22 protein-coding genes and 1 pseudogene are annotated in these 26,886 nt (G+C 38.8%); 22 read left to right on the top strand and 1 reads right to left on the bottom strand.

What is annotated here, in order from left to right; genetic code table 11:
- The 4 genes from GCWU000282_RS01940 to GCWU000282_RS01925 all read left to right on the top strand — a co-directional run.
- A partial coding sequence (locus GCWU000282_RS01940) for a calcium-binding protein (protein ID WP_278246399.1) occupies positions 1–3,459 on the top strand: 3,459 nt, incomplete at its 5' end.
- Positions 3,460–3,506: 47 nt separating this feature from the next.
- Entirely contained in the window at positions 3,507–5,690 is a 2,184-nt protein-coding gene (locus GCWU000282_RS01935) for a type I secretion system permease/ATPase (protein ID WP_023353304.1), read from the top strand.
- The gene (locus tag GCWU000282_RS01930; RefSeq protein ID WP_023353303.1) at positions 5,684–7,207 is read left to right on the top strand and encodes an HlyD family type I secretion periplasmic adaptor subunit; all 1,524 of its coding nucleotides are present in this window, start codon (positions 5,684–5,686) and stop codon (positions 7,205–7,207) included. The genes GCWU000282_RS01935 and GCWU000282_RS01930 overlap by 7 nt, the downstream gene beginning before the upstream one ends.
- Positions 7,208–7,294: 87 nt before the next feature.
- A complete protein-coding gene (locus GCWU000282_RS01925; RefSeq protein ID WP_035039010.1) occupies positions 7,295–8,380 on the top strand; it encodes a TolC family protein in 1,086 nt (361 codons plus the stop codon).
- Positions 8,381–8,550: 170 nt separating this feature from the next.
- Here GCWU000282_RS01925 and GCWU000282_RS16165 read toward each other — a convergent pair.
- A pseudogene (locus tag GCWU000282_RS16165) lies at positions 8,551–8,748 on the bottom strand (IS1634 family transposase); the annotation flags it as partial.
- Between the two features lie 130 nt (positions 8,749–8,878).
- On the opposite strand from GCWU000282_RS16165, the gene GCWU000282_RS01920 reads away from it, so the two are divergent.
- The 18 genes from GCWU000282_RS01920 to ilvA all read left to right on the top strand — a co-directional run bounded on the left by GCWU000282_RS01920 (position 8,879) and on the right by ilvA (position 26,660).
- A complete protein-coding gene (locus GCWU000282_RS01920) occupies positions 8,879–9,145 on the top strand; it encodes a type II toxin-antitoxin system Phd/YefM family antitoxin (RefSeq protein WP_035039007.1) in 267 nt (88 codons plus the stop codon).
- Entirely contained in the window at positions 9,138–9,407 is a 270-nt protein-coding gene (locus GCWU000282_RS01915) for a Txe/YoeB family addiction module toxin (RefSeq protein ID WP_023353299.1), read from the top strand. Before GCWU000282_RS01920 ends, GCWU000282_RS01915 begins: the two co-directional genes overlap by 8 nt.
- A 93-nt stretch (positions 9,408–9,500) precedes the next feature.
- A complete protein-coding gene (locus tag GCWU000282_RS01910) occupies positions 9,501–9,986 on the top strand; it encodes an LURP-one-related/scramblase family protein (RefSeq protein ID WP_023353298.1) in 486 nt (161 codons plus the stop codon).
- Positions 9,987–10,000: 14 nt separating this feature from the next.
- Entirely contained in the window at positions 10,001–11,395 is a 1,395-nt protein-coding gene (gene rimO / locus GCWU000282_RS01905; protein WP_023353297.1) for a 30S ribosomal protein S12 methylthiotransferase RimO, read from the top strand.
- Between the two features lie 12 nt (positions 11,396–11,407).
- On the top strand, positions 11,408–11,947 hold the full coding sequence (gene pgsA, locus GCWU000282_RS01900) for a CDP-diacylglycerol--glycerol-3-phosphate 3-phosphatidyltransferase (RefSeq protein ID WP_023353296.1): 540 nt from the start codon (positions 11,408–11,410) through the stop codon (positions 11,945–11,947).
- Positions 11,947–12,429 carry a CinA family protein gene (locus tag GCWU000282_RS01895; protein WP_023353295.1) on the top strand — a complete coding sequence of 161 codons (483 nt, stop codon included), beginning with the start codon at positions 11,947–11,949 and terminating at the stop codon, positions 12,427–12,429. Before pgsA ends, GCWU000282_RS01895 begins: the two co-directional genes overlap by 1 nt.
- A gap of 53 nt (positions 12,430–12,482) precedes the next feature.
- Positions 12,483–13,085: a hypothetical protein gene (locus GCWU000282_RS01890; RefSeq protein WP_023353294.1), complete on the top strand. Its 603-nt coding sequence runs from the start codon at positions 12,483–12,485 to the stop codon at positions 13,083–13,085.
- Complete coding sequence (locus tag GCWU000282_RS01885; protein ID WP_023353293.1) at positions 13,078–14,313, top strand: BaiN/RdsA family NAD(P)/FAD-dependent oxidoreductase; 1,236 nt, start codon at positions 13,078–13,080, stop codon at positions 14,311–14,313. The genes GCWU000282_RS01890 and GCWU000282_RS01885 overlap by 8 nt, the downstream gene beginning before the upstream one ends.
- A gap of 25 nt (positions 14,314–14,338) precedes the next feature.
- Positions 14,339–14,710 carry a RidA family protein gene (locus GCWU000282_RS01880; protein ID WP_023353292.1) on the top strand — a complete coding sequence of 124 codons (372 nt, stop codon included), beginning with the start codon at positions 14,339–14,341 and terminating at the stop codon, positions 14,708–14,710.
- Between the two features lie 61 nt (positions 14,711–14,771).
- On the top strand, positions 14,772–15,452 hold the full coding sequence (gene cmk, locus GCWU000282_RS01875; RefSeq protein WP_023353291.1) for a (d)CMP kinase: 681 nt from the start codon (positions 14,772–14,774) through the stop codon (positions 15,450–15,452).
- Between the two features lie 58 nt (positions 15,453–15,510).
- Positions 15,511–17,454 (top strand): bifunctional 4-hydroxy-3-methylbut-2-enyl diphosphate reductase/30S ribosomal protein S1, encoded by a 1,944-nt coding sequence (locus GCWU000282_RS01870; protein ID WP_023353290.1) that lies wholly within the window; start codon positions 15,511–15,513, stop codon positions 17,452–17,454.
- A 154-nt stretch (positions 17,455–17,608) separates the two neighbouring features.
- Positions 17,609–18,385, top strand: a complete 777-nt coding sequence (locus GCWU000282_RS01865) for a CheR family methyltransferase (protein WP_023353289.1) — start codon at positions 17,609–17,611, stop codon at positions 18,383–18,385.
- 27 nt (positions 18,386–18,412) lie between these two features.
- Positions 18,413–19,423, top strand: coding sequence for a phosphate acyltransferase PlsX (plsX, locus tag GCWU000282_RS01860; RefSeq protein ID WP_023353288.1), 1,011 nt, complete (start codon positions 18,413–18,415; stop codon positions 19,421–19,423).
- A gap of 19 nt (positions 19,424–19,442) precedes the next feature.
- Positions 19,443–19,676: an acyl carrier protein gene (acpP, locus tag GCWU000282_RS01855; RefSeq protein ID WP_023353287.1), complete on the top strand. Its 234-nt coding sequence runs from the start codon at positions 19,443–19,445 to the stop codon at positions 19,674–19,676.
- A gap of 103 nt (positions 19,677–19,779) precedes the next feature.
- The gene (rnc, locus tag GCWU000282_RS01850) at positions 19,780–20,505 is read left to right on the top strand and encodes a ribonuclease III (RefSeq protein WP_242828918.1); all 726 of its coding nucleotides are present in this window, start codon (positions 19,780–19,782) and stop codon (positions 20,503–20,505) included.
- Positions 20,496–24,056 carry a chromosome segregation protein SMC gene (gene smc, locus GCWU000282_RS01845; protein ID WP_023353285.1) on the top strand — a complete coding sequence of 1,187 codons (3,561 nt, stop codon included), beginning with the start codon at positions 20,496–20,498 and terminating at the stop codon, positions 24,054–24,056. The genes rnc and smc overlap by 10 nt, the downstream gene beginning before the upstream one ends.
- Positions 24,057–24,068: 12 nt before the next feature.
- Complete coding sequence (gene ftsY, locus GCWU000282_RS01840; protein WP_023353284.1) at positions 24,069–24,983, top strand: signal recognition particle-docking protein FtsY; 915 nt, start codon at positions 24,069–24,071, stop codon at positions 24,981–24,983.
- 456 nt (positions 24,984–25,439) lie between these two features.
- A complete protein-coding gene (gene ilvA / locus GCWU000282_RS01835) occupies positions 25,440–26,660 on the top strand; it encodes a threonine ammonia-lyase (protein WP_023353283.1) in 1,221 nt (406 codons plus the stop codon).
- Positions 26,661–26,886 lie beyond the last annotated feature (226 nt).

Below are 26,886 nucleotides of genomic sequence, written 5' to 3'. Positions count from 1 at the left end.
CTGGTTGGCGGAGAAGGAGAAGATATCTTAGACGGTGGAGCAGGAAACGACAAACTGTATGGAGGAAATTCCAACGACTATTCAGTAGGAGGAAATGACACCTACATCTTTGGAAGGGGATATGGAGTAGACACAATAAGAGATGCAGACACCACAGAAGGTAACCTTGATGTGATAAAGATGAAGGAAGACATAAAACCTGAAGATATCCTTATAAAAAGAACCGGCAATAATCTTGAACTGATAGTAAAAGGAACATCAGACAAGCTGATAGTGGAAGATTATTTCAGCCAATACTACGGTTATAACAGCAGTGATCCGACAAAGATGGTAAACAAGGTAGAAGAAGTAAGATTTACAGACGGAACGGTATGGGATATTGACTATGTATGCAAGGCAGCATTAACAACAACAGGAAGTGAAGGCTCTGAATACATATCAGGCTTTAATGACCAGGATGACATAATAAACGGACTTGCGGGAGATGACACAATCTGTGGCTTTGCAGGCAATGACAGCCTGAACGGCGGAGAAGGAGACGATTCGCTATATGCTGATGTAGGAAATGACGTCCTTATCGGTGGAGCAGGAGATGATACACTGGTTGGCGGAGAAGGAGAAGATATCTTAGACGGTGGAGCAGGAAATGACAAACTGTATGGAGGAAATTCCAACGGCTATTCAGTAGGAGGAAATGACACCTACATCTTTGGAAGGGGATATGGAGTAGACACAATAAGAGATGCAGACACCACAGAAGGTAACCTTGATGTGATAAAGATGAAGGAAGACATAAAACCTGAAGATATCCTTATAAAAAGAACCGGCAATAATCTTGAACTGATAGTAAAAGGAACAACAGATAAGCTGATAGTGGAAGATTATTTCAGCCAATACTACGGTTATAACAGCAGTGATCCGACAAAGATGGTAAACAAGGTAGAAGAAGTAAGATTTACAGACGGAACGGTATGGGATATTGACTATGTATGCAAGGCAGCATTAACAACAACAGGAAGTGAAGGCTCTGAATACATATCAGGCTTTAATGACCAGGATGACATAATAAACGGACTTGCGGGAAATGACTCAATCTATGGCTATGCAGGTAATGACAGCCTGTATGGCGGAGAGGGAGACGATTCGCTATATGCTGATGTAGGAAATGACGTCCTTATCGGCGGAGCAGGAGATGATACACTGGTTGGCGGAGAAGGAGAAGATATCTTAGACGGTGGAGCAGGAAATGACAAACTGTATGGAGGAAATTCTAACGGCTATTCAGTAGGAGGAAATGACACCTACATCTTTGGAAGGGGATATGGAGTAGATACAATAAGAGATGCAGATACCACGGAAGGCAACCTTGATGTGATAAAGATGAAGGAAGACATAAAACCTGAAGATATCCTTATAAAAAGAACCGGCAATAATCTTGAACTGATAGTAAAAGGAACAACAGATAAGCTGATAGTGGAAGATTATTTCAGCCAATACTACGGTTATAACAGCAGTGATCCGACAAAGATGGTAAACAAGGTAGAAGAAGTAAGATTTACAGACGGAACGGTATGGGATATTGACTATGTATGCAAGGCAGCATTAACAACAACAGGAAGTGAAGGCTCTGAATACATATCAGGCTTTAATGACCAGGATGACATAATAAACGGACTTGCGGGAAATGACTCAATCTATGGCTATGCAGGTAATGACAGCCTGTATGGCGGAGAGGGAGACGATTCGCTATATGCTGATGTAGGAAATGACGTCCTTATCGGCGGAGCAGGAGATGATACACTGGTTGGCGGAGAAGGAGAAGATATCTTAGACGGTGGAGCAGGAAATGACAAACTGTATGGAGGAAATTCTAACGGCTATTCAGTAGGAGGAAATGACACCTACATCTTTGGAAGGGGATATGGAGTAGATACAATAAGAGATGCAGATACCACGGAAGGCAACCTTGATGTGATAAAGATGAAGGAAGACATAAAACCTGAAGATATCCTTATAAAAAGAACCGGCAATAATCTTGAACTGATAGTAAAAGGAACATCAGACAAGCTGATAGTGGAAGATTATTTCAGCCAATACTACGGTTATAACAGCAGTGATCCGACAAAGATGGTAAACAAGGTAGAAGAAGTAAGATTTACAGACGGAACGGTATGGGATATTGACTATGTATGCAAGGCAGCATTAACAACAACAGGAAGTGAAGGCTCTGAATACATATCAGGCTTTAATGACCAGGATGACATAATAAACGGACTTGCGGGAGATGACACAATCTGTGGCTTTGCAGGCAATGACAGCCTGAACGGCGGAGAAGGAGACGATTCGCTATATGCTGATGTAGGAAATGACGTCCTTATCGGTGGAGCAGGAGATGATACACTGGTTGGCGGAGAAGGAGAAGATATCTTAGACGGTGGAGCAGGAAATGACAAACTGTATGGAGGAAATTCCAACGGCTATTCAGTAGGAGGAAATGACACCTACATCTTTGGAAGGGGATATGGAGTAGACACAATAAGAGATGCAGACACCACGGAAGGCAACCTTGATGTGATAAAGATGAAGGAAGACATAAAACCTGAAGATATCCTTATAAAAAGAACCGGCAATAATCTTGAACTGATAGTAAAAGGAACATCAGACAAGCTGATAGTGGAAGATTATTTCAGCCAATACTACGGTTATAACAGCAGTGATCCGACAAAGATGGTAAACAAGGTAGAAGAAGTAAGATTTACAGACGGAACGGTATGGGATATTGACTATGTATGCAAGGCAGCATTAACAACAACAGGAAGTGAAGGCTCTGAATACATATCAGGCTTTAATGACCAGGATGACATAATAAACGGACTTGCGGGAGATGACTCAACCTATGGCTATGCAGGTAATGACAGCCTGTATGGTGGAGAAGGAAATGATAACCTGACAGGAGACGATGGAGAAGACATTCTTGAAGGCGGAACCGGTGATGACAGGCTTTATGGCGGAGTAGGTAATGATTATCTGGATGGAGGTTCAGGCAACGATTACCTGGAAGGTGGAATAGGAAATGATACCTATATATTTGGCAGAAATTCAGGAAACGACACTATATTTGAAAATGACCGGACACCGGATAACAGAGACAGGGTAATCTTTGGCGAAGAACAGCTAAATCTTATCTTTAGCCGCAGCGGTAATGACATGAAAATATCACTGACAGGAGCAGAAGATACCTTAACCATAAACTCATGGTATTCGGGAAGAGAAAATCGTGTTGAAGAGTTTAAAACCCCTGACGGCAGCATTATAACCCATAATCAGGTAGAACAGTTGATCCAGGCGATGGCCACATTTACTGAACAAAGAGGAATGTCTTGGAATCAGGCGATAAATGACAGGCCTGATGATGTCAGGAATGTCCTTGATCAGTTCTGGGTGCGCCAACAGGTATAAACAAATCCACTTTATATAATTACAGAAAGAATAGATGAGGTAAGGCAATGTCTGATTTGACCGAAGAAAAAAAGGAGCCCATACAGGTCAGAGATGAAGAAAATGAAAAAACAGTAAATACGGATTCAGGACTGTACTGCTTTGTAAGCATAGCAAGATTTTATGGCATAAATGCAGATCCGGAACAAATAAAACATGCACTTGCAATAGGGCAGGAAGGCATGGGGGAACTTGATATTCTTCGCGCTGCTAAGGAAATAGGTTTAAAGGCAAAAGCTGCCGGTGTCAGATTTAATAACCTCTATAAGCTTTCCCTGCCTGCTGTGGCAGAGACAAATGACGGAGAATTTATAATTCTTGCAAAAATTGAAGGTGAGAAGGTGCTTGTATTATTTCCCGGTGAAAGTGCTCCAAAAATCCTGGAAGAGAAAGCCTTCAGACAGATCTGGAATGGGAGGATTATACTGTTTGTCAGAAGAAGCCTAAAACAGGCTGGGCAGACATTTGGCATAAAGTGGTTTATACCGGCAATAATAAAGTATAAGAAACCTCTAATTGAAGTGCTTATTGCAGCCTTTACCCTTCAGCTTCTCGGACTTCTTTCGCCGGTAATTACGCAGGTAGTAATAGATAAGGTTCTCATACACCATGGTGTTACAACGCTTGATGTACTTGCGATCGGACTGCTTATAATAGCCCTGTTTGAAACGGTTATGGGAATGGCAAGAAGCTATATATTTACCCATACGACAAGCCGCATAGATGTCACTCTTGGGGCAAAACTCTTCAGGCATCTGTTTGCCCTGCCACTCAGATACTTTGAAGTCAGGAGGGTCGGAGATACCATTGCAAGAGTACGCGAACTTGAAAACATAAGACAGTTTTTGACTGGAGCGCCCCTGACATCAGTACTTGATGTTATGTTTATGATAGTATATATAACAGTGATGTTTTTTTACAGTCCCATACTTACCTGGGTAACACTTGCCTCACTGCCGGTATTTGTAGCCCTTTCAGTTTTTATCACACCTGTTTTCAGACACAGGCTGGAAGAAAAATTTAGCTGTGGGGCAGAATCCCAGTCTTATTTGGTAGAAGCTGTTACAGGAGTCCAGACCATTAAATCTTTTGCACTTGAGTCAGAGGTACAGAAAAAATGGGAAGGACTGCTTGCTGATTATATAAAGGCGGGATTTAAGATATCAGTACTTTCAGGAAATGCAGGGGCAATAGGACAGCTGATACAGAAAATAACAGATCTGGCAATACTCTGGTTCGGTGCTCATCTGGTAATGGACGGAAACATTTCGGTTGGACAGCTTATTGCATTCAGAATGCTTTCTGGAAGAGTAAGTGGACCGGTATTAAGGCTTGTGCAGATGTGGCAGGACTTTCAGCAGACAGGAATATCGGTAAAAAGACTTGGTGATATATTTAATACAAAGCCCGAACCTGTAATTGATGCATCAAAGACGAGATTGCCTTCCATAAATGGGGATATACGTTTCGAAAAGGTAAGATTCAGATACAGGCCTGACAGCCCTGAAGTAATCTGTGACATGTCATTTGGGATTAAGCCGGGGACTGTTGTGGGAATCGTGGGAAGAAGCGGTTCAGGCAAGAGTACCATATCAAAACTCATACAGAGGCTTTACATACCTGAGGCCGGTAAAATACTCATAGACGGCACGGATATCTCACTGACAGATCCCGTATGGCTCAGGGGACAAATCGGAGTGGTGCTTCAGGAAAATTTTCTTTTTAATGCCACAATAAGGGAAAACATCGCCATCCACAATCCGACCGCAGATATGGAAGATATTATACGTGTCTGTAAGGTTGCGGGCGCACATGATTTTATCCTTGAACTTACAGAGGGGTATGATACTGTAGTGGGCGAAAAGGGAACAGGACTTTCAGGAGGACAGAAGCAGAGGATTGCAATAGCAAGAGCGCTTTTAAATAACCCTCGCATTTTAATATTTGATGAAGCAACCTCGGCTCTTGATTATGAATCGGAAAGCATAATACAGAAGAATCTGAAAATGATCTGCAAGGGGCGCACGGTAATCATTATCGCACACAGGCTTTCAACACTGAAAGATGCAGATAAGATTATGGCGGTTGACAGAGGCAGGCTTATTGAATATGGCGGACAGGAAGAGCTTCTAAAAAAGAAAGGGCTGTATTATTATCTTCACAGCCAGCAGGAAAGGGGAAATGCATGCTGAAATTCCTAAAAAGAGATGACAGACTCCGGTATGAATTTCTTCCGGCAGCTCTGGAGATATCTGAGACACCGCCCGCACCTCTTGGAAGAGCAGTGATATGGATTGTATTTCTGATTGTAGGGGCAGCCATTTTATGGGCTTATATTGGAAAGGTTGACGAAGTAGCAGTAGGAAGAGGAAAGGTTGTCCCTGCCGGAAGGGTGAAGGTGATACAGCCGGCAATGGAAGGGATAATTACAGCTATCCATGTAACAGAAGGACAGCCTGTCAAAAAAGGACAGCTACTTATAGAACTGGACAGGACAATGAAAGAAACTGATGTTGAAGGACTGCAAAAAAGCATAGATACAGCAAAGTTAGAAATAGAGCTGCTGAAAAAAGTTTCATCGGAAAGAGATTTGGGAAAAGCAGTATTAAGTTCAGATTTGGAAGATGAAATAAAGAATGATCTTTTAGAATTTGTACAGGCAAAAGAATCAGAATACACAACCAGACAGGAATCACTTAAACTTGCAGTAGACCAGTCAGAGGAACAACTTAAGATAGCTGAATATGATCTGAAAAAACTTGAAAATAAACTTATTATATCAAATGAAAAAGCTGAAAGCCTTGAAAATATTGTTAAAACAGGCGGTGTTGAGGCTGCAAACCTTGTGAAGATGGAAGAAAGCATTAAAATACTTAAAGAATTGGACAAAAAATATAAAAGACTGTATGAAAGCGGTTCAGCTGCAAAAAATGAATGGCTGGCAAAACATAATGAACTTACACTTGCCCAAAAAGAATATGAAGCACAGAAGATAAGGGCTGCAAGGGAAAAGGTAACACTGGAGACTGAACAGAATAATGCAAATGATGAAGTTTCCCTGGCAGAAAAAGAAATACAGATCCAAAAAATCAGAGTAAGGCAGGCAGAGAGCAGACTTAAGGAAACAAAGAACAGTATTAACAGCCTGGAAAAAGAGAGAAGTACATCAACATTAAGCCTTATTGTTGAAAAAAACAGGCAGATATCAGAGCTTGAAAGCAGCCTGGAGAAAATAAGAAAAGGTATGGAGTTCCAATCTCTTTATGCTCCTGAAGATGGTACGGTACAGGGTATGGCTTCAAACACCATAGGAGGGGTTGTAACTCCTGCACAGCCGGTTATGTCAATAGTGCCAAATGATACACCGCTTATTGTTGAAGCTTCGTTGCTTAATAAAGATGTGGGATTTGTTGAGGTGGGACAGGAAGCTTCTGTTAAAATTGATACCTTTCCTTTCCAGAAGTATGGGACAGTGAAAGGAAAGATTGAGAGCATCAGCCCGGATGCCTTTGAAGACGAAAAGCTGGGCACGGTATATAAAATGAAAGTTTCGCTTGAAAAACAGAGCATGATGGTTAATGGGAAAAATGTTCACATAGTTCCGGGAATGACAGTGTCAGCGGAAATAAAGACAGGCGAGAGACGGATTATAGAGTTTTTTTTAGAACCAATAATCAGATATGCAGACGAGAGCCTGAAACTTAGATAATCGTCAGGATAAAAACATAAAGGAAAAACTGTGTGTAATACATTAAAGCAGGCTAAACAACCTGACTTTAGAATTAGGGGGAGAAATTTGAAAAAATTAAAAAAGGCAGGAATTATATTAGCTTTACCTGTTTTTCTGGCATTTGTAAGTATTGTACAGGCATCAGGAAGGACATATTTAAATAAGACGATTGATGAACTGAAAACTTATGTGGATGACAGTAATCTGAATGTAAAATCAGAAGATAGTGAATACCTGGTGATGGAGGGCAGGTATAAGGAACTTGTAAGCCAGAAAAATGAAAACCTTAAAAAGACTGCTCTTCTCCAGAACCAGATAGACAGGCTGAATTTTACAAAGGGACAGCATCATATAAAACGTGAACAGATAAAACTTATAGAAAAACATCTGCTGCAGACAGAATATTATAATGTATGCATGCTTATTAAACAGTCAGAACTTGCACAGAGTGAGTTAGAAGCAGCAGAGAAGATGGTAACGGAAATCGAAGAAAAATTCAGACAGGGTGATGCCACAAAACTTGAGGTCGATGACGCCATAAGTAAAAGGAAGCAGGCTAAGGATCGGGTAGATGTTTTGAAATACAGTATAGAGCAGGAGGAAAACAGCTTAAAAATAAGGCTGAATGAAAACAATGCAGAACAGTTTACACCAAAGTTTACAATACCGTCAGAGGTAGAGGATAATGATCATTACACCATTGAAAGCCTTAAGAAGAACTGTACCGAAGGAAATCTACAGCTTTTGCAGATGAACGCATATATAGGATTTCATAATACTTTAATAGAAAACTTAAAAAGTTGTGCGGGAGAAAATGATGCCTCTTATCAGCTCGCCCTGTCAGAACGTTCAAAGATGCAGGTGGAGGCGGACATATTAAAACAGAAGATACAGCAATATGCTGAAAAACAGTTCAACAATCTAAAAAGCTGCCGTTTGAACTACAATACCAGTGTTTTACGAAAACCGATACTTATACAGAAGTTAGACAAGCTTAAGATAAAGTATTCAGAAGGAATAATAAGTGAGGCGGAGTATCTGTCATCAAAGAATCAGGTATTAAAGGAACTTTTAGATGCGGATAATGCGGTTGTGGCACTTATCAATGCACTAAGTTTGGCTGATTTAGTTAATAATGGGATAATGCAGTGATGCTATTGATTCTATCGTTTCCAGTTTAAACGAATCCTCACTTTTCCTTGCATATCTGCACAATTCGTGATAAAATCCTATATTTGACACCTATATAATCAAAAATCGTTGTAAACCCTTGTATATAGTGGGTTGCAACGATTTTTATCTTTGTCATGGTCTTTAGTATTTTATTCCTGTTCTTTACTAAGTTTCTGAATTGTCTTCATTTTACTTTTTGTTATAAACTGATAGTCTGTACGAAAACCGCTTACTTCGTGTAAATCATCTGTTATCTTTTCTTTTTTGTATAGCGGCACAAAGCCCTGTTCCTGCAAATCAGCATAATTCATTGCTTTCAGTGTGCTTAATATTTCTTCATAAGTATACTAATAATTAAGCTTTTTACTATAATAATAGGCTGTTTTTGTATATCCGGATTGACGTACAGATAATTGTACTTTATAATAAAATTATAAAACAGTAACAGATAAAACAGCCGTAAATATGGAGGTTGATATGTTAGCAGTAAATTATACAACTCTGAGAGAAAATATGAAAACATATATGGACAAGGTTAGTGATGATTATGAAACAATGATTGTTACAAGGAAAAATAATAAAAATGTTGTAATTTTGTCAGAAGAATCATATAACAATATGTTAGAGAATATGTATGTAATGGGTGAAAAATGTAATTATGACAGGATGCTTGAATCAAAAGAACAGCTTGAAAACGGGATGACAGCAATGCATGAGCTTATAGAGGTAGAAGCTGATGAATAAGATTTTTACAAAAAATGGCCGGGAAGATTATATATATTGGCAGACAGAAGATAGGAAAACCTTGAGAAAAATAAATCAGCTGATTGAGGATATAGCAAGGAACGGAAATGAAGGTATGGGTAAACCTGAAGCTTTGAGGGGAAATTTTACAGGATTTTGGAGCAGAAGAATTAATGATAAAGACAGGCTTATATATAAAATAGATGAAGAAAATGTTTATATATTGGCTTGCAGATATCATTACGGGAAAAATATCAGGTGATTTACCCCCAATTTGGGTTTAAGATTTATTTGCGTATCTCGCCAATTTATTATATACTATAATTTATGGGGATTAACAAACGAGGAGGTATCTATGTACGAACTGTATATTAAACAAAAAGTATTTAAAATAACCGATCACTATGATGTTATGGATGCAAATCAGAATCCGGTTTATCATGTAGATCAGGATTTCAGGCTTATCGGAAATACTGTACACGTGAGCCGAATGGATGGGAGTGAGGCCTTTGTTATAAATAGAGAGGTACTTACAATTATGCCAAAATACACAGTTGACTTCAGTAATGGTAAGACAGCCCGTATCAAACAAAATTTTACATTTTTTAAGAAATCAATTGATATTTTCTCAGATGATTACTCTTTAAGGCTTGAAGGAAGCTTCTGGGATATGGATTTTGGAGTATTTAATAATGGTACGGAAGTCGGCAATATAAGTAAGCAGTTTTTATCTTGGGGAGATACCTATGTAATAAGAGTATTTGATGCTGAATTTGAAGAAGCGCTTATTGCACTTTTGATAGCAGTAGATAATATAAAAGATGGGGAAGAAAATCATTAGAAATTGGAGAATAAATGACAGAAAAGATATATCTGGTATCACTTGGCTGTGACAAGAATCTGGTAGATTCCGAAATTATGCTGGGGTTTTTAAAAAGAGAGGGCTATGAAATCACGGATGAGCTTTATGAGGCAGATTATGCGGTAGTCAACAGCTGTTGTTTTATAGGTGATGCCAAAGAAGAAAGTATAAACACAATTATAGAGATAGGTGAACTTAAGAAGGAAGGAAAACTTAAAGGGCTGATTGTGACGGGCTGTCTTGCACAGAGATATCAGTCTTTGATAACAGAAGAACTTCCTGAAGCGGATGCGGTAATCGGAACCACAGCCTATGATAACATAGTAGCGGCAATCGATGAAATTAAGACTAAGCAGAAAAAAGATAATAAATCTCTGTATATAGAGGATCTTGACCGGCTTGCAGGAGGTGAAGAGGTGCGTCTTGTACCGGCGGGAGAAATATCCTCCTATATAAAAATAGCGGAAGGCTGCAATAAACGCTGTACCTACTGTATTATTCCTTATATTAGAGGGAATTTCAGAAGTATACCTATGGAGACCATAATAAAAGAGGCGGAAAGTCTTGCTGCACAGGGAACGAAAGAGCTGCTTTTGGTAGCACAGGAAACTACCCTTTACGGAACAGATATTTACGGAAAAAAAGCATTACCTGATTTAGTACATGAATTATCAAAAATTAGTGGAATTGAATGGATAAGACTGTTATACTGTTATCCGGAAGAAATTACGGATGAGATTATCTATGCAATTAAAAATGAGAAGAAAGTCTGTCATTACATAGATTTACCTATTCAGCACAGTTCGGATTCTATACTTAAAAGAATGGCGAGAAGGACAAATCAGGCTGAGCTTAGGGAACGTATTGCAAAACTTCGTGAGGAAATACCTGATATTACCCTTAGAACTACGCTTATTACAGGATTTCCGGGTGAAACTGAGGATGATTTTAAGGAACTTTATAATTTTGTGGATGAAATGGAATTTGACAGGCTTGGTGTGTTTACTTATTCTGCGGAAGAAGGAACGCCGGCCGCAGAGATGGAGAATCAGATAGATGAGGAAGTCAAAGTAGCACGCAGAAACGAAATTATGGAGCTTCAACAGGAAATTTCTGCCGAAAAAGCTGAAGGCAGGATAGGAAAAGTCTACGAGGTACTTGTGGAAGGCACGGTTCCGAGCGATTCTGTAAACGGAGAAGCTTTTGCTTCTATACGGGAAGTTAATGAAGACGGTAAAAAAGTCTACATTGGCAGAACATATATGGATGCACCTGATGTTGACGGACAGGTGTTTTTTGAATCTGACTATGAAATTATGTCAGGTGAACTTGCGGAGGTAGAAATTATTGCCTCAGACGAGTATGATTTATTCGGAGTTCTGGTTTAGGAGGAGTTAAAGATGAATCTGCCTAATAAGATTACGGTATTCAGAATATTTATGATACCGTTTTTTGTGGCTTGTATGCTTATTAAAGAGATACCGTATAATGAGATTATAGCCGGAGTGATTTTTATAATTGCCGCACTTTCGGATCTGGTAGACGGGAAGATAGCGAGACATTATAATCTTATCACCAATTTTGGAAAATTTATGGATCCTTTGGCCGATAAATTGCTTGTGCAATCAGCCCTGATCTGTTTCTTGGCAAAAGGACTGCTTCCGGCGTGGATGGTAATTGTGATTTTAAGCAGGGAATTTATTATAAGCGGTTTCAGGCTTGTGGCAGCAGATAAGGGAATAGTAATAGCGGCAGGGATTTGGGGAAAACTTAAAACTGTTTTTCAGATGGTTATGAGCGTGCTACTTATTTTCCATTTTATACATCCTGTATGGCAGCTTCTAGAACAGATATTAATCTGGGGTTCTCTTATACTTACAATAGTTTCACTTGCAGATTATATTGTTAAAAATAAAGATGTATTGAAGGAAACAAAATAATGACACTTGAAGAAAAAGTAGTTCAAAAATTGTTGGATAAAAATCTCACGATTACTACGGCAGAGTCTTGTACCGGAGGACTTATTGCAGCTACTATAGTTAATGTTTCAGGGGCTTCGGGCTGTTTTAACGAGGGTTATATTACCTATGCCAATGAAGCTAAAGTAAGACTGCTGGGTGTTAGCGAAGATAGCATAAGAAGTTTTGGAGTTGTGAGTGATACGGTAGTTACTGAAATGGCTGAGGGAGCGTTAAAAAAGGCAGATGCCGATATTGCCGTTGCAGTGTCCGGAATAGCGGGGCCTCTTGGCGGAAGTCCTAAAAAGCCTGTGGGTACTGTGTATATAGGAATTTGTCTGAGAGATAAAACGGATAAAAGTTTAACAAAGACTTCATACGAATTTCATTTTGAAGGAGACAGAAGTGAGATTAGAAATAAAACAGTTGAAGAAGCTTTAAAAATTGTTTTGACTGCCACATAACTGACAATAAAACCCCCTATTCTATAAATGTTATATTAGGAAAGGAGGTTTTTATGTTTAAAAGAGCTAAATGGATTTTGGCAGGTATTATTGCTGTTTCGCTCGGAATTACAGGTTGCGGAAACAAAGATAATGCAGATAATGTCAGTTCTAAGCATATATCCTCTGATGAACCTTTTATTGAATCCGATTCACAGATGTCAAGTACTGTCAATACAATAATTGAGCTTCCGGATAAGGAAGGAAATTTGGGGAATATAAGTATTAAACAGAAAAAAATAACCATATATACCATTGATACTGAAAATGATAAAGTAGTGGCAAAAAACAGTATGGTGACCGATAACGGAGAACTCAAACCTGAAACCGTAATTGATCTGGTTTTACTTGAACTTGATGATTTAATAGATGATGTATCTGTAAATATAACTGAGAAGAGTGATTCCGTAACGGTAGATTTAGCTGTGGAAAATAAAAGCTATCCTTTCGGAGAAAAGAATCGGATATCCGAGGTGAAGGTTTTAGATTGTATCTCATACAGCATATTTGATAATTTTACAGATTACAAGAAAATATATTTTAAATTGAATGGAGAGGCTTATAAATCAAAACAGCTGAAGCTGTCTGAGAAAAAGCCGTTTATGGCAGATGAGTAAAGTTATAGTTATCGGAGCCGGAGCCGCAGGAAGTATGGCTGCAATATTTGCGGCAAGGAAGGGACACGAAGTTACGGTATTTGAGAAAAACGCAAAAACCGGTAAAAAGATATATATTACGGGAAAAGGGCGTTGCAACATTACTAATGCAGTCAGTAATGAGGAACTTATAAAGAATACTGTCCGTAATCCTAAATTCATGTACAGTGCGTTTTCGACATTTACAAGTGAAGATGTAATCAGGTTTTTTGAAGACATGGGCTGTCCTGTAAAGGTAGAGCGTGGAAATAGGGCATTTCCGGTAAGTGATCATTCTTCGGATGTGATTAAGGCTCTTGACAAGGCTATGGAAAAAGCCGGAGTTAAAGTGCGTTATAATACACCTGTAGAAGAGCTTATAATAAATGATGCCGGGACTGAGATTGTCGGAATTAAGTTAAGAGACGGCAAAAGTGTTGAGGCTGATAAAGTAATTGTTGCTACAGGCGGACTTTCATACAAATCAACCGGTTCTACGGGAGACGGTTATGAATTTGCAAAACAGGCGGGGCATACTGTTAAAGACTTGAGACCAAGCCTTGTGGCTCTGATGGTAAAAGAAAAATTTATAAAGGATTTGCAGGGGCTTTCCCTGAAAAATGTGAGAGTAAGTGTTAAAGACGGAAAAAAACAGGTTTTTGATGAGCTTGGTGAAATGCTTTTTACAAGAGACGGAATAAGCGGACCGCTTATACTCTCTGCAAGCAGTATAGCGGGTGATTTATTTTATAATGAAGGCGGTATACTCAGTATAGATTTAAAACCCGCGCTTTCAGAAGAAGAGCTTGATACAAGGCTTTTAAGGGACTTTACGGAGTTTAAGGCAAAGGCGCTTAAAAATGCATTTGATAAATTATTGCCAAAGAGCCTAATACCGGTTTTCTTAGAAAGAACAAAAATTGATGCAGAAAAAAGAGCGGGGGACTTAACTAAATCAGAAAGAAGTGTTATAATAGATTTGCTTAAGCATTTCACGCTACAAATCACAGGCTTAAAGGGCTATGAAGAAGCAGTTATTACAAAGGGTGGGGTGTCGGTAAAAGAAGTCAATCCAAAAACAATGGAGTCAAAAAAAGTAAAAGGACTTTATTTTGCGGGTGAGGTTTTGGATGTGGATGCACTTACCGGAGGTTTTAACTTGCAGATTGCGTGGTCTACAGGGGCTGTAGCAGGAGTAGCCGATAATTAAAAAACAGTTTAAGGAGGTATTTTAAATGAACAAGATTAGTACAGACAAGGCACCGGCAGCAATCGGACCATACAGCCAGGGAGTAGAAACTAACGGACTTGTATTTACCAGCGGTCAGATTCCTATTAATCCTGCCGTGGGTAAGATTGAGGCTGAAGGAATTGAGGCTCAGGCAGAGCAGTCCTGCAAGAATGTAGAGGCTGTGCTTGCAGGGGCCGGACTTACTATGGAGAACGTAGTTAAGACTACTTGCTTACTTGCAAATATGGAAGATTTTGCAGCTTTCAACAAGGTATATGAGAAGTACTTTGTAAGCAAGCCTGCAAGATCCTGTTTTGCAGTTAAGGCTCTTCCTGCAGGTGCATTGGTTGAGATTGAAGCTATAGCTTCTAAATAGAAAATATGGGGGCAAATGAAGCGGACACTTCATTTGTCCTTTTATACAAAAAGAGGAAGAGATGAATAAGGAAATTGCGATAGACGGACCTGCGGGAGCGGGTAAGAGTACAATAGCTAAAAAAGTTGCTGAGAAACTGGGACTGGTTTATGTAGATACAGGAGCTATGTTTAGAGGAATTGCTCTTTATATGACTGAAAAAGGAATTGAGGGCAATGAGGTTGACAGAATAAAAACCGAACTTGAAAAAGTTAAAATAGACATAGTATATGAAGATGGCGAACAGCAGCTTATATTAAATGATGAGAATGTCAGCAAGAGTATAAGAAAGCCTGAAATAAGTAAGGCTGCATCTGCTTTTGCGACCATACCGGAAGTAAGGACAAGGCTGCTTAATTTACAAAGAGAACTTGCAGCTAAAAGACCTGTAGTTATGGATGGAAGAGATATAGGCTCCAAAGTACTTCCTGAGGCAACGGTTAAGATATTTTTAACTGCGGATGTGAATGTTCGTGCAGAAAGAAGATATAAAGAACTGACAGAAAAAGGTGAGAATGTTGATATAGCTGATATAATGGCCGATATCAAAAGCAGGGATGAGCAGGATATTAAAAGGGCGGTTTCGCCTTTAACACAGGCAGAGGATGCCGTCCTTGTAGATACATCTTCATTGAGTATAGATGAAGTGGTTGATACTATAATAAAAATTGCCTGTGAGAAAAATCCTGAGTTTAATAAATAACAGCGGATTTCCATATTTTTGACACTTATATAGAGTAAATTAGAAAGAGGAACTATATTTGGAAATAAAGGTTGCTAAAAATGCGGGTTTTTGTTTTGGTGTAAAGCGGGCTGTTGAGCTTGTGAACAAACTTTCATCTGAAGGAAAGCCCGTATATACCTATGGTGAGATAATCCATAATGAAAGTGTGGTAAAAGAGCTTGAAAGTAAGGGAGTTAAGGTTGTAAATGATTTAGATGAATTAAGGAATCTGGAAAAGGGTACCTTAGTCATAAGATCGCATGGTATACCTAAAGCTGATTATGACAAGCTTTCTGAACTGGGAACAAAATATGAAGATGCTACCTGCCCTTTTGTAAAAAAAATTCATAAGCTTGCAAGGGAGTATTCGGAAGATCCGAATAATAAGATTGTAATAATAGGTTCAAAGCATCATCCGGAGGTCATAGGTATCAGAGGCTGGTGCCTTACAGAGCCGGTTATCTTTGAAACTGTGGAAGAAGTCCTTAATTATTCGGAGAATTCTGACAAAAAACATATTATTTTAGCTCAGACTACATTTAATTTAAATAAATTTCAAGATATAGTTGAAATTTTTGAGAAAAAGAGATATTATAGTATTGTTTTGAATACTATCTGTAATGCTACCTCTGCAAGGCAAACCGAAACAGAGAAGCTGGCCGGGGAAGCTGATGCGATGATAGTAGTTGGGGGTAAGCATAGCTCCAACACTCAAAAATTATACAATATCTGTATAAAAAAATGTGTTGATACTTACTATATACAGACACCTGATGACTTGGACATAAGGAAACTAAGACTTTTTCGTTGCGTAGGTATTACAGCAGGGGCTTCAACCCCAAATAATATTATTGAGGAGGTTCGGACCAGAATGGCTGAAATGAGTTTTGAAGAAATGCTAGAGGAGTCTTTAAAGACTACCAGACACAACGGAGAGGTGGTAGAAGGAACTGTAATTGCTGTTAAGGAAGATGAAATCATTCTTAACATTGGATATAAAGCAGACGGAATTCTTACAAAGAATGAGTATTCCAATACTCCTACTGATCTTACCACCGTTGCTAAGGTTGGCGATAAGATGGAAGTTAAGGTACTTAAACTTAACGATGGAGATGGACAGGTGCTTCTTACATATAAGCGTCTTGCGGCGGAGAAAGGCAATAAACGCCTTGAAGATGCTTATAACAATAAGGAAGTGCTTAAGGCTAAGGTCAGCCAGGTACTTAATGGCGGCTTAAGCGTTGTAGTTGACGAGGCAAGGGTATTTATACCTGCCAGCCTTGTATCGGATACTTATGAGAAGAATCTTGATAAGTATGCAGGTGAGGAAATTGAATTTGTTATCAGTGAGTTCAATCCTAAGAAGAGAAGAGTAATCGGTGACAGAAAGCAGATTCTTACAGCTAAGAAGAATGAGCTTAAGAAGGCACTCTTTGAGAAACTTGCAGTCGGACAGGTTGTAGACGGAACAGTTAAGAATGTAACTGATTTTGGTGCATTCATAGATCTTGGCGGAGCAGACGGACTTCTCCATATCTCAGAAATGAGCTGGGGACATATCGAAAATCCTAAGAAGGTATTTAAGGTAGGCGATATGGTTAAGACTTTTGTAAAGGATATTCAGGGAGAGAAGATTGCATTAAGTCTTAAGTTTGAAGATCAGAATCCTTGGGCAGGTGCTGAAGAGAAGTTTGCTGTTGGAACTATAGTTTCAGGCAAAGTTGCCCGTATGACTGATTTTGGAGCTTTTATTGAACTTGAGCCGGGTGTTGATGCTCTGCTTCATGTTTCACAGATAGCAACAAATCATGTTGAGAAGCCAAGTGATGTGCTTAAGACCGGCGAGGAAGTAACCGCAAAGGTTGTTGATTTTAATGCTGAGACAAAGAAAATTTCGCTTTCCATTAAAGCTCTTTTAGCAGGAGCAGATGAGAATGAAGAAAAAGCTTCTGAGGATTCTGAAGAGAATCAGGCAGAATAAATTTTGAAGTTATACTCAGCTTGTGCAGTTAGGTCTGTATGAGCTGAGTATTTTGTTTAACAGAAAATTTCTATGTAATTTCCTGCTAAACAAAATAAAATAATAACATGTTCCGTGAATAGTTTGGGGTAAATTAGATATATGGAGGGGAAGTATGAGTGACTACGAGAGTTTTAAAAAGCAGATATATACCTTGTCTTCAATAGATTTAGATGCATATAAAGAGAAGCAGATGAAGAGAAGAATAGATTCTCTCATTGCAAAAAATGGTTTTAAAACCTATGATGACTATGTTAAAGCTCTAAAGACAGATAAAGAGTTGTATGCGGCTTTTATAAACTATCTTACAATCAATGTATCTGAGTTCTGGCGTAACCCTGAACAGTGGGCTATACTTGAAAAAGATATAATCCCATATCTTATGAAAAAACATGGAAAAAGCATAAAAATCTGGAGTGCTGCCTGTTCTACGGGTGATGAACCATACTCTTTAGTTATGTTGCTTTCAAAGTTTGTTCCGCTTAATCAGATAAGAATAGTAGCTACGGATATAGATGATCAGGTGCTTGAAAAGGCAAAGATGGGTGTGTATAGCTACAATAGTGTAAAAGGGCTTCCGAAAGAGTTTTTGGAAAAGCACTTTACCAAGCTTACAGCCACATCTTGTAAGATCAATGACGATATTAAGGCCAGGGTAGAGTTTAAGAAACATAATCTTCTTAAAGATCCTTACCCAACAGGTTGTTCTATGATAGTATGCAGGAATGTAGTTATATACTTTACTGATGAAGCTAAGAATGAAGTGTTTAAGAAGTTTCATTCGGTACTTAAGCCTGACGGAGTACTGTTTGTAGGAAGTACCGAACAGATTATACAGTCTACAAGTATAGGATTTAAACCACAGTACTCATTTTTCTATATCAAGCAGTAGACAAAAGAATAGGCGGTAAATAATAAAATGATTAAAGTTGCATTGGATGTAATGGGCGGTGATAATGCTCCGTATGAAATAGTCAAAGGAGCGGTTATTGCCGTAAATGAAAATAAGGAACTTAAGGTTTTTTTAGTCGGACAGACAGCGGTAATAGAAGAAACCATAAACAAATTAAAGTCTGAAGGCCTTTCAGTAAATGACAGCCTACTTGAAACAGTGGAAGCGCCGGAAGTTATAACAAATGATGAAGCACCGGTTATGGCCATAAGAAGAAAGAAGGATTCTTCAATATCTGTTGCGATGAGACTGGTAAAAGAAGAAAAGGCAGATGCCTTTGTATCTGCCGGCTCTACCGGAGCAGTTTTGGTCGGTGGACAGCTTATAGTGGGAAGGCTTAAGGGAATAGAGCGTTCACCTCTTGCCTCCCTCATGCCTACACAGAAAGGTGTTTCGCTTTTGGTAGACTGTGGTGCCAATGTTGATTCAAGATCGGCTCATCTGATACAGTATGCAATCATGGGCTCGATATATATGGAAAATGTAATCGGAATAAAGAATCCAAAGGTAGCCATAGTAAATGTGGGAGTAGAGGAAGAGAAGGGAAATGCCCTTGTCAAAGAGACCTATCCTTTACTTAAATCCCGCTCGGATATTAACTTTACGGGCAGTATAGAAACTAGGCAGATACCTTATGGTGATGCGGATGTAATTGTCTGTGATGCCTTTGTGGGGAATGCAATTTTAAAGCTCTATGAAGGAGTGGCAGGAGTACTTTTGGAAGAAATTAAAAAAGGACTTCTTAGTACAACTATCAGTAAAATAGGTGCTATGCTTTCTAAAAAAGCACTTAAAAACACTCTGTCTGCCTTTGATGCAACCAAACATGGAGGAGCACCGATGCTCGGACTTAACGGACTTGTAGTAAAAACCCATGGTAATGCAAAGCATAATGAGATAAAAAATGCACTTATTCAATGTATAAGCTTTAAAAATCAGGGAATAAATGATAAAATAAAAGAGTATTTATCAGAATAAACTGATCCAAGGAGGAAATATGGAGCTGGAAAAAATTAAGGAGATTGTAGCGGGAGTACTTCATGTAGATGAAAACAGCATAACTCCTGATACAAAATTTGTAGATGATCTGGGAGCGGATTCCTTAGACCTTACATCAATTGTTATGGAAATTGAAGAGCAGTTTGGAATTGAAATTCCGGATGATGCAATAGCTTCTATTGTAACGGTTGGTGATGCTGTAGAAAAGCTTGCAGAAGCAAGTGAACAGTAAATAATACCGGATATGCTATGGAGCTGTCGTTTAATGCCTTTATTCATAGATTTATGCGTAAAGGCATTTTACGACCTTTATTTTTTTGAAGGGGGATAAAAGTTTGAGCTTATTTATCAAACCTGAAAAGGCTGAAAAGATAGAACAGACTATAGGCTATGCATTTAAGAACAGAAAATTCCTAACCAATGCATTTTCTCATAGTTCGTTTGTAAATGAAAAACATCTCTCAAAGTCCGATTGTAATGAAAGAATGGAGTTTTTGGGAGATGCAGTGTTGGAGCTTGTTACAAGTGAATTTTTGTTTAACGGACATAAGGATATGCAGGAGGGAGAACTTACCAAGCTTCGTGCAAGACTTGTTTGTGAACCTGCGCTTGCTTACTCGGCCAGAGAAATCGGCCTATCTGATTATCTGCTTTTGGGGCATGGAGAAGCCATTACGGGCGGAAGAAACAGAGATTCCATACTTTCGGATGCTATGGAGGCCCTTATAGGAGCTATATACCTTGACGGTGGTCTTACTAATGCAAAAGAGTTTATAGAAAAACATGTGTTAAACGATATAGAGCATAAAAAACTCTTTTTTGATAGTAAAACTATCTTTCAGGAAATGGTACAGAGTGATAATATGGGGACTATCAGCTATAAATTATTAGCTGAGTATGGTCCTGATCATGATAAAAAATTTAAAGAAGCAGTCTATATCGGTGAAAAAGAATACGGTGTAGGTGAAGGACATACTAAAAAGGCGGCTGAGCAGGTGGCTGCCTATAACGGAATTTTAAAATTAAAGGCTGAGAGTGCTGAAGGAGGATTATGTACCTAAAAAGTGTAGAAATACAGGGTTTTAAATCCTTTGCCAATAAAATAGTCTTTTCTTTTGAAGGCGGTATTACCGGTATAGTAGGACCGAACGGAAGCGGAAAAAGTAATGTGGCTGATGCTGTAAGATGGGTACTTGGTGAACAGAGTGCCAAACAGCTTCGCGGCTCTAAGATGGAAGATGTAATATTTTCAGGTACTGAAATCAGAAAGGCACAAAGCTTTGCCTATGTTGCTATTACTATAGATAATTCAGATAAGGTACTCCCGATAGACTATGAAGAAGTTACGGTAGCCAGAAGAGTATATCGTTCAGGAGAAAGTGAATACCTTATTAACGGACATAATTGCAGGCTCAAAGATGTGGGTGAGCTTTTTCTTGATACAGGTATAGGAAAAGAAGGCTATTCCATTATAGGGCAGGGACAGATAGAAAAGATTATAAGCGGACGCCCTGAGGACAGACGTGAACTTTTTGATGAGGCTGCGGGTATAACCAAGTTTAAGAAAAGAAAGGCTGAGTCAATAAAGAATCTTGAGGAAGAAAGTGCCAACCTTTCTCGTGTAAATGATATAATGTCAGAGCTTGAAAGGCAGATAGGTCCGCTTTCAAAGCAGGCAGAAGCTGCTAAATTATATCTAAACTACAGAGATGAATTAAAGAAATATGAGATAATTAATTTTATAAATGAATATGACCATATAGCTGAGACAAGGGCGAAGGCTGAGACTGATAAAAACCTGGCAGAGAATAATCTTAAAGAAGCCGATGCAAGATATGAAGATATCAAAGAAGAATACGAAAAACTTGAAAATGTCTTAAATGAAAAAGCAGAACATATTGATGAGGTAACTAAGTTAATCTCTGATAAACAGGTAGCAAGGGAAAAGGCTGAAGGTGAACTTAAGCTTATAAAAGAGCAGATAAATTCTATAAATAAAAATTCGGAGGTCAATGCCGAGAGGCTTAAACAGGCGGAAATCAAGCTTGATAAAATTCTCAAGGAAAATGAAGAAATTGAACTTAAAAGTAAAACCTTGGTAGAAAAAGAGCAGAAACTCAGCGAAGAAGATGTTCTGCTTAAAGGAAAACTGAATGAAAAAATGTCCTTTAAATCAGGTCTTGAAAGCGAGAGGGATGTAAAGCTTAATGAAAAAGCGGGCAGGGATAAAGAAAAAGCTGAGGCATCAGGTCAGATAGAGCTGTATAAGGCTAACTTGGAGCAGTATAAGATAAGAAGACTTGAGATTAATCAGAAAATTCTTAGAAATAAAGAAGTCAGTGATGGTCTTAAATCCCAGTATGATGCAGCTTCAGAGAAAATTAAAGAGATTACGGTTAATCTTGAAAAGCTGGAAGCTGTGCAAAAGGATGCGTCGGAACAGGTTGACAGGTTAAATAAAGACAGGACAGCCAAAGAAAAAGAAACGGCTGATAAGCAAAAAGAGATACTGGCAGCTAAGGCTACTCTTAATTCTATGATGAACATGGCTGAAAAATATGATGGCTATGGTAATGCGGTAAAGCGCATAATGGAGCATAAAAAAGAAGAAGCGGGTATCATAGGTGTAGTAGCGGATATTATAAAAGTTAAACCAAAGTATGAGACAGCTGTAGAAACAGCCATCGGCGGAGCTATACAAAACATAGTTACAGATAAAGAAGCTACAGCAAAGCGTACTATAAGCTGGCTTAAAGAGAATAAACTCGGCAGGGCTACATTTCTTCCTTTAGATGCGATGACCTTACACAATCCGGGTAACTTTGGTGGTGCACTTAATGAAGAGGGCATAATAGGAGTTGCAGCTTCTTTGACGGAATATGAGACAAAGTATGCGGGACTTGTAAATCATATACTTGGACGTACTCTTGTTGCCGATAATATGGATTCGGCGACAAGAATAGCCAGAAAGTACAGATATTCCTTAAGAATAGTAACTCTTGACGGAGAGCAGTTAAATCCGGGAGGTTCTATTTCGGGAGGGGCATTTAGAAATACAAGCAATCTCCTCGGAAGAGCAAGAGAAATAGAGGAGAAAAAGGAAAGCCTTACAGAAATTGAAGCCGAGTATGCTGCACTTAAAAAAGAAGTAGAAGATATCAGGGCTTTAGTTTCAGAAACAAAGCATAGTCTTTCTATTTATAAGGAAAATATGTCGGAGCTCAAGATAAGCTTAAATACCGAGATAAATCATAGAAAACAGCTTGAGCAAAGACTTTCTGAATCAGAACAAAGCTTAAATGAGATTAAGCTTGACGGAACTAATCTTGATAAAGAACGTGATTTGGCAGAAAAAGAAATAGACAGACTTACAGGAATAATAAAGGCAGATGAAAATAACGAGACAGAAGTTTCAGGCTTAAATGATATTTATAAAAAACTGGAAGAACTCACTGCTGAAATTGAAGGAATAAATGAGGAAATAAATCAGTTAAGAATAACTGAGAGTACTGTTTCTGCCGAGAAAAACTTTATAGACGAGAGCCTTACCAGGGTAAACAGAGAGAAAACATCAGTAGAAACGGAGATTGAAGAACTTAACAATATGGCCTCCGCGCTAAGCATAAGTCTTGAAGAAAAAACTTCTGCCATAGAAAGTTTGACGAGCGATATAAGCTGCCTTCATGAAGCTATAGAAGAATCTGAAAACAGAAAGAAGACACTTGTTGCCGAAAAGGAAGAAATTTCGGTAAGCCATAAGGCATTCTTTGGTAAACGTGAAGAAATAACGGAGTTAAGGGCAAACTTAGATAAAGAAGTATACCGACTCAGCGGAATTATAGAAAAGGCAGACACAAACCTTGAAACTATGGTTAACTATATGCTTGACGAGTATGGTATAACCTATTCGGAAGCTGTTAAGAATAATATTGCTTCTGATGAGGAATATACAAGCTTTACACTTAAAAAACTGATTAACACTCAGAAGAATCTCATAAAAGAGCTTGGTAATGTTAATGTAGGAGCTATAGAGGAGTATAAGGAAGTAGGAGCAAGATATGAGCTTCTAAAGACTCAGGCAGAGGACATAGTAAAGGCAGAGGACGCTCTTAAGGCTATTATAGATGAGCTTGATAAAAGAATGAGGGAGCAGTTTGATGAGAGGTTTAAGGATATAAATGAGCAGTTTGACCTGGCTTTCATAGAACTTTTCGGAGGCGGAAAGGGAAGGCTTGAACTGACCGATGGAGAAGATATCCTAGAGGCAGGTATAAAGATAATAGCACAGCCGCCGGGCAAGAAACTGCAAAATATGATGCAGCTTTCAGGCGGAGAGAAATCTCTTACTGCCATTGCTTTACTTTTTGCAATACAGAATCTTAAGCCTTCGCCTTTCTGTCTGTTAGATGAGATAGAGGCGGCACTTGATGACTCTAATGTAACCAGATTTGCGGATTATTTACACAAACTTACCAAGAATACCCAGTTCATCGTTATTACCCATAGAAGGGGAACTATGAATGCGGCAGACATACTTTATGGAATAACAATGCAGGAAAAAGGTGTATCCACAATGGTTTCAGTAAACCTTATAGATGCAGATATTAACTAGGAGGTGATAGAAATGGGATTTTTCAGTAAACTTGCGGAAGGACTTTCAAAGACCAGAAATAATATAATGAACAGTGTTTCAAATATTTTCACAGGTCATGATATTATAGATGATGATTTTTATGAAGAACTTGAAGAAACACTTATAATGGCAGACCTTGGTATAAGTACAACCACTTCGGTTATAGAAAATCTGAAAGCCAAGGTAAAGGAGCTCAAGATTAAAGATCCGGCTGACTGTAAGAAGCATCTTATGGATAGCCTTAAGGAGCAGATGCAGGTAAAACCGGATGCTTATGATTTTGAAAATAAAAAATCTGTAGTGCTTATGATAGGTGTAAATGGAGTGGGTAAGACCACATCTGTAGGAAAGCTTGCAAGCCAGCTTAAGAACTCAGGTAAGAAGGTGCTTGTGGCTGCAGCGGATACTTTCAGGGCGGGAGCGATAGAACAGCTTACAGAATGGGCAAGGCGTTCAGATGTGGAACTTATAGCACAGAAGGAAGGCAGTGATCCTGCGGCAGTTGTATTTGATGCGGTAAATGCTGCGAAAGCCCGTAATGTGGATGTGCTTATCTGTGACACCGCAGGAAGGCTTCACAACAAAAAGAACCTTATGGATGAATTAAATAAGATATATAGGATAATCGGTAAGGAATTTCCTGAGGCAGCCATAGAAACCCTTGTAGTTGTAGACGGAACTACAGGCCAGAACGCTAAAGAACAGGCAAGGCAGTTCTCTGAAGCCGCTCCGGTAAACGGAATAGTATTAACCAAGCTTGACGGCACTGCTAAAGGCGGCATAGCCATAGCGATAGAGTCAGAGCTCAGTATTCCGGTTAAGTATATAGGAATCGGAGAACAGATAGATGATTTACAGAAATTTGATGCAGAACAGTTTGTAGAAGCGCTTTTTGAAGTGGAATAGTATAACCACGGATTATGGGCAGTATAATGAAAAACTGCCTTAATAAGGATAAAAATATACTGGTAAAAACTAATTTAAAGTGATACAATATTTTAAATCAGCTTAGAGCAGTGGGGATAGCCCGATTGTTGCCTTTCCGGGAACGGAGAGGAGGTCGATATGAATACTTTAGAAGTTTTAACGCTTTTATTGGTCGTATTTACAGCCTTAACATATATCGATAATCGAAAGAATCGAAAATAACAGACAGGCTATCCACTATGCAACTAGGGGATAGCCTGTAATCTGTCTTTGACAATTATAAGTTTCCGCTTGGTAACTGTTGGATCAACCAATATCCTTCAGTCATCTAAGCTGATTATAAACCAATCTTGTAATTTTTGCAAGTAGGTTTGGGAAAGAGGCAGTGGTTTGCCTCTTTTCTTATATGATACTAAGGAAGAATGAGGTAAGATTATGATGACACTGGAGAAATTTGAAGAAGCTGCCGAGGCGGTGAAAAAAGTGGTTAACCCTACCAAACTTGTTTACAGCGAGTATTTTTCAGCACAAAGCGGAAACAAGGTATATCTTAAACCTGAAAATATGCAGTATACGGGAGCCTATAAGGTAAGAGGAGCTTATTATAAGATAAGTACTCTTTCAGAAGAGGACAGAAATAAGGGATTGATTACTGCTTCAGCGGGAAACCATGCTCAGGGTGTAGCCTATGCGGCTAAGCTTTTTGGAGTAAAGGCAATAGTGGTTATGCCTACAACCACCCCTCTTATTAAGGTAAACCGTACCAAATCCTATGGCGCAGAGGTAATTCTTTACGGTGACATTTATGATGAAGCCTGTACTTATGCACTTAAACTTGCTGAGGAAGACGGGATGACATTTATCCATCCGTTTGATGATGAAGTAGTTGCTACAGGGCAGGGTACTATAGCAATGGAAATCTTCAAAGAACTTCCGACAGTTGACTATATTCTTGTGCCTATTGGTGGTGGTGGACTTTGTGCGGGAGTATCCACACTTGCTAAAATGCTTAATCCTAAGATTAAGGTAATAGGAGTTGAACCGGCAGGAGCAGCCTGTATGAAGGCATCTCTTGAAGCAGGCAAGGTTACAAGTCTTAATAAAGTAGAGACTATAGCAGACGGTACAGCAGTAAGAACTCCGGGAGCCAATGTGTTTCCGTACATCAAAGAAAATGTTGATGATATTATTACTGTTGAAGATGAGGAACTTACTCTTAATTTCCTTGATATGATAGAAAATCATAAAATGGTAGTGGAGAATTCAGGTCTGCTTACAGTTGCTGCAATAAATAAGCTCGGTGTGCAGGGTAAGAAGGTTGTTTCAATTATAAGCGGAGGTAATATAGATATAATTACTGTTTCTTCCATGGTTCAGCACGGTCTCAGACAGAGAGGAAGAATATTTACAGTGTCTGTACTTCTTCCTGACCGTCCGGGAGAGCTTGCAAGGGTATCAGAGGTAATTGCAGCGTTAAAGGGAAATGTTGTAAGGCTTGAGCATAATCAGTTTGTAAACATAAACAGAAATGCAGCGGTTGAGCTTATAATTACTATGGAAGCTTATGGAATGGAGCATAAGCAGGAGATAATAGACGGACTTGGCAAAAAGGGTTATAAGCCGAGAGAAGTAAAGGCTAAGGGAAGTCTTAATTAGTTTTAATAAAATAACAACAGGTTTTAATGATGCCTCAGGTAATAAATGTCTGCACTCGCGTCGGTTTTCTGTGAAAAGCCTAATGCGTTTGTTTAGCTATTTATTATCTGAGGCTGTTTATATTTCAATATCGTACTGCGGCGGATGTGCAGATATCGCTTACGTAACCGGCCGAATGCTAAACAGAATTATTTCCTAATTACATGGGTACTTGAAATAATTCCCT

This window comes from Catonella morbi ATCC 51271, from assembly GCF_000160035.2.
Classification (GTDB): domain Bacteria; phylum Bacillota; class Clostridia; order Lachnospirales; family Lachnospiraceae; genus Catonella; species Catonella morbi.
The sequence above is the reverse complement of the archived record's forward strand: the minus strand, read 5'-3'. Positions and strand labels throughout refer to the sequence as shown.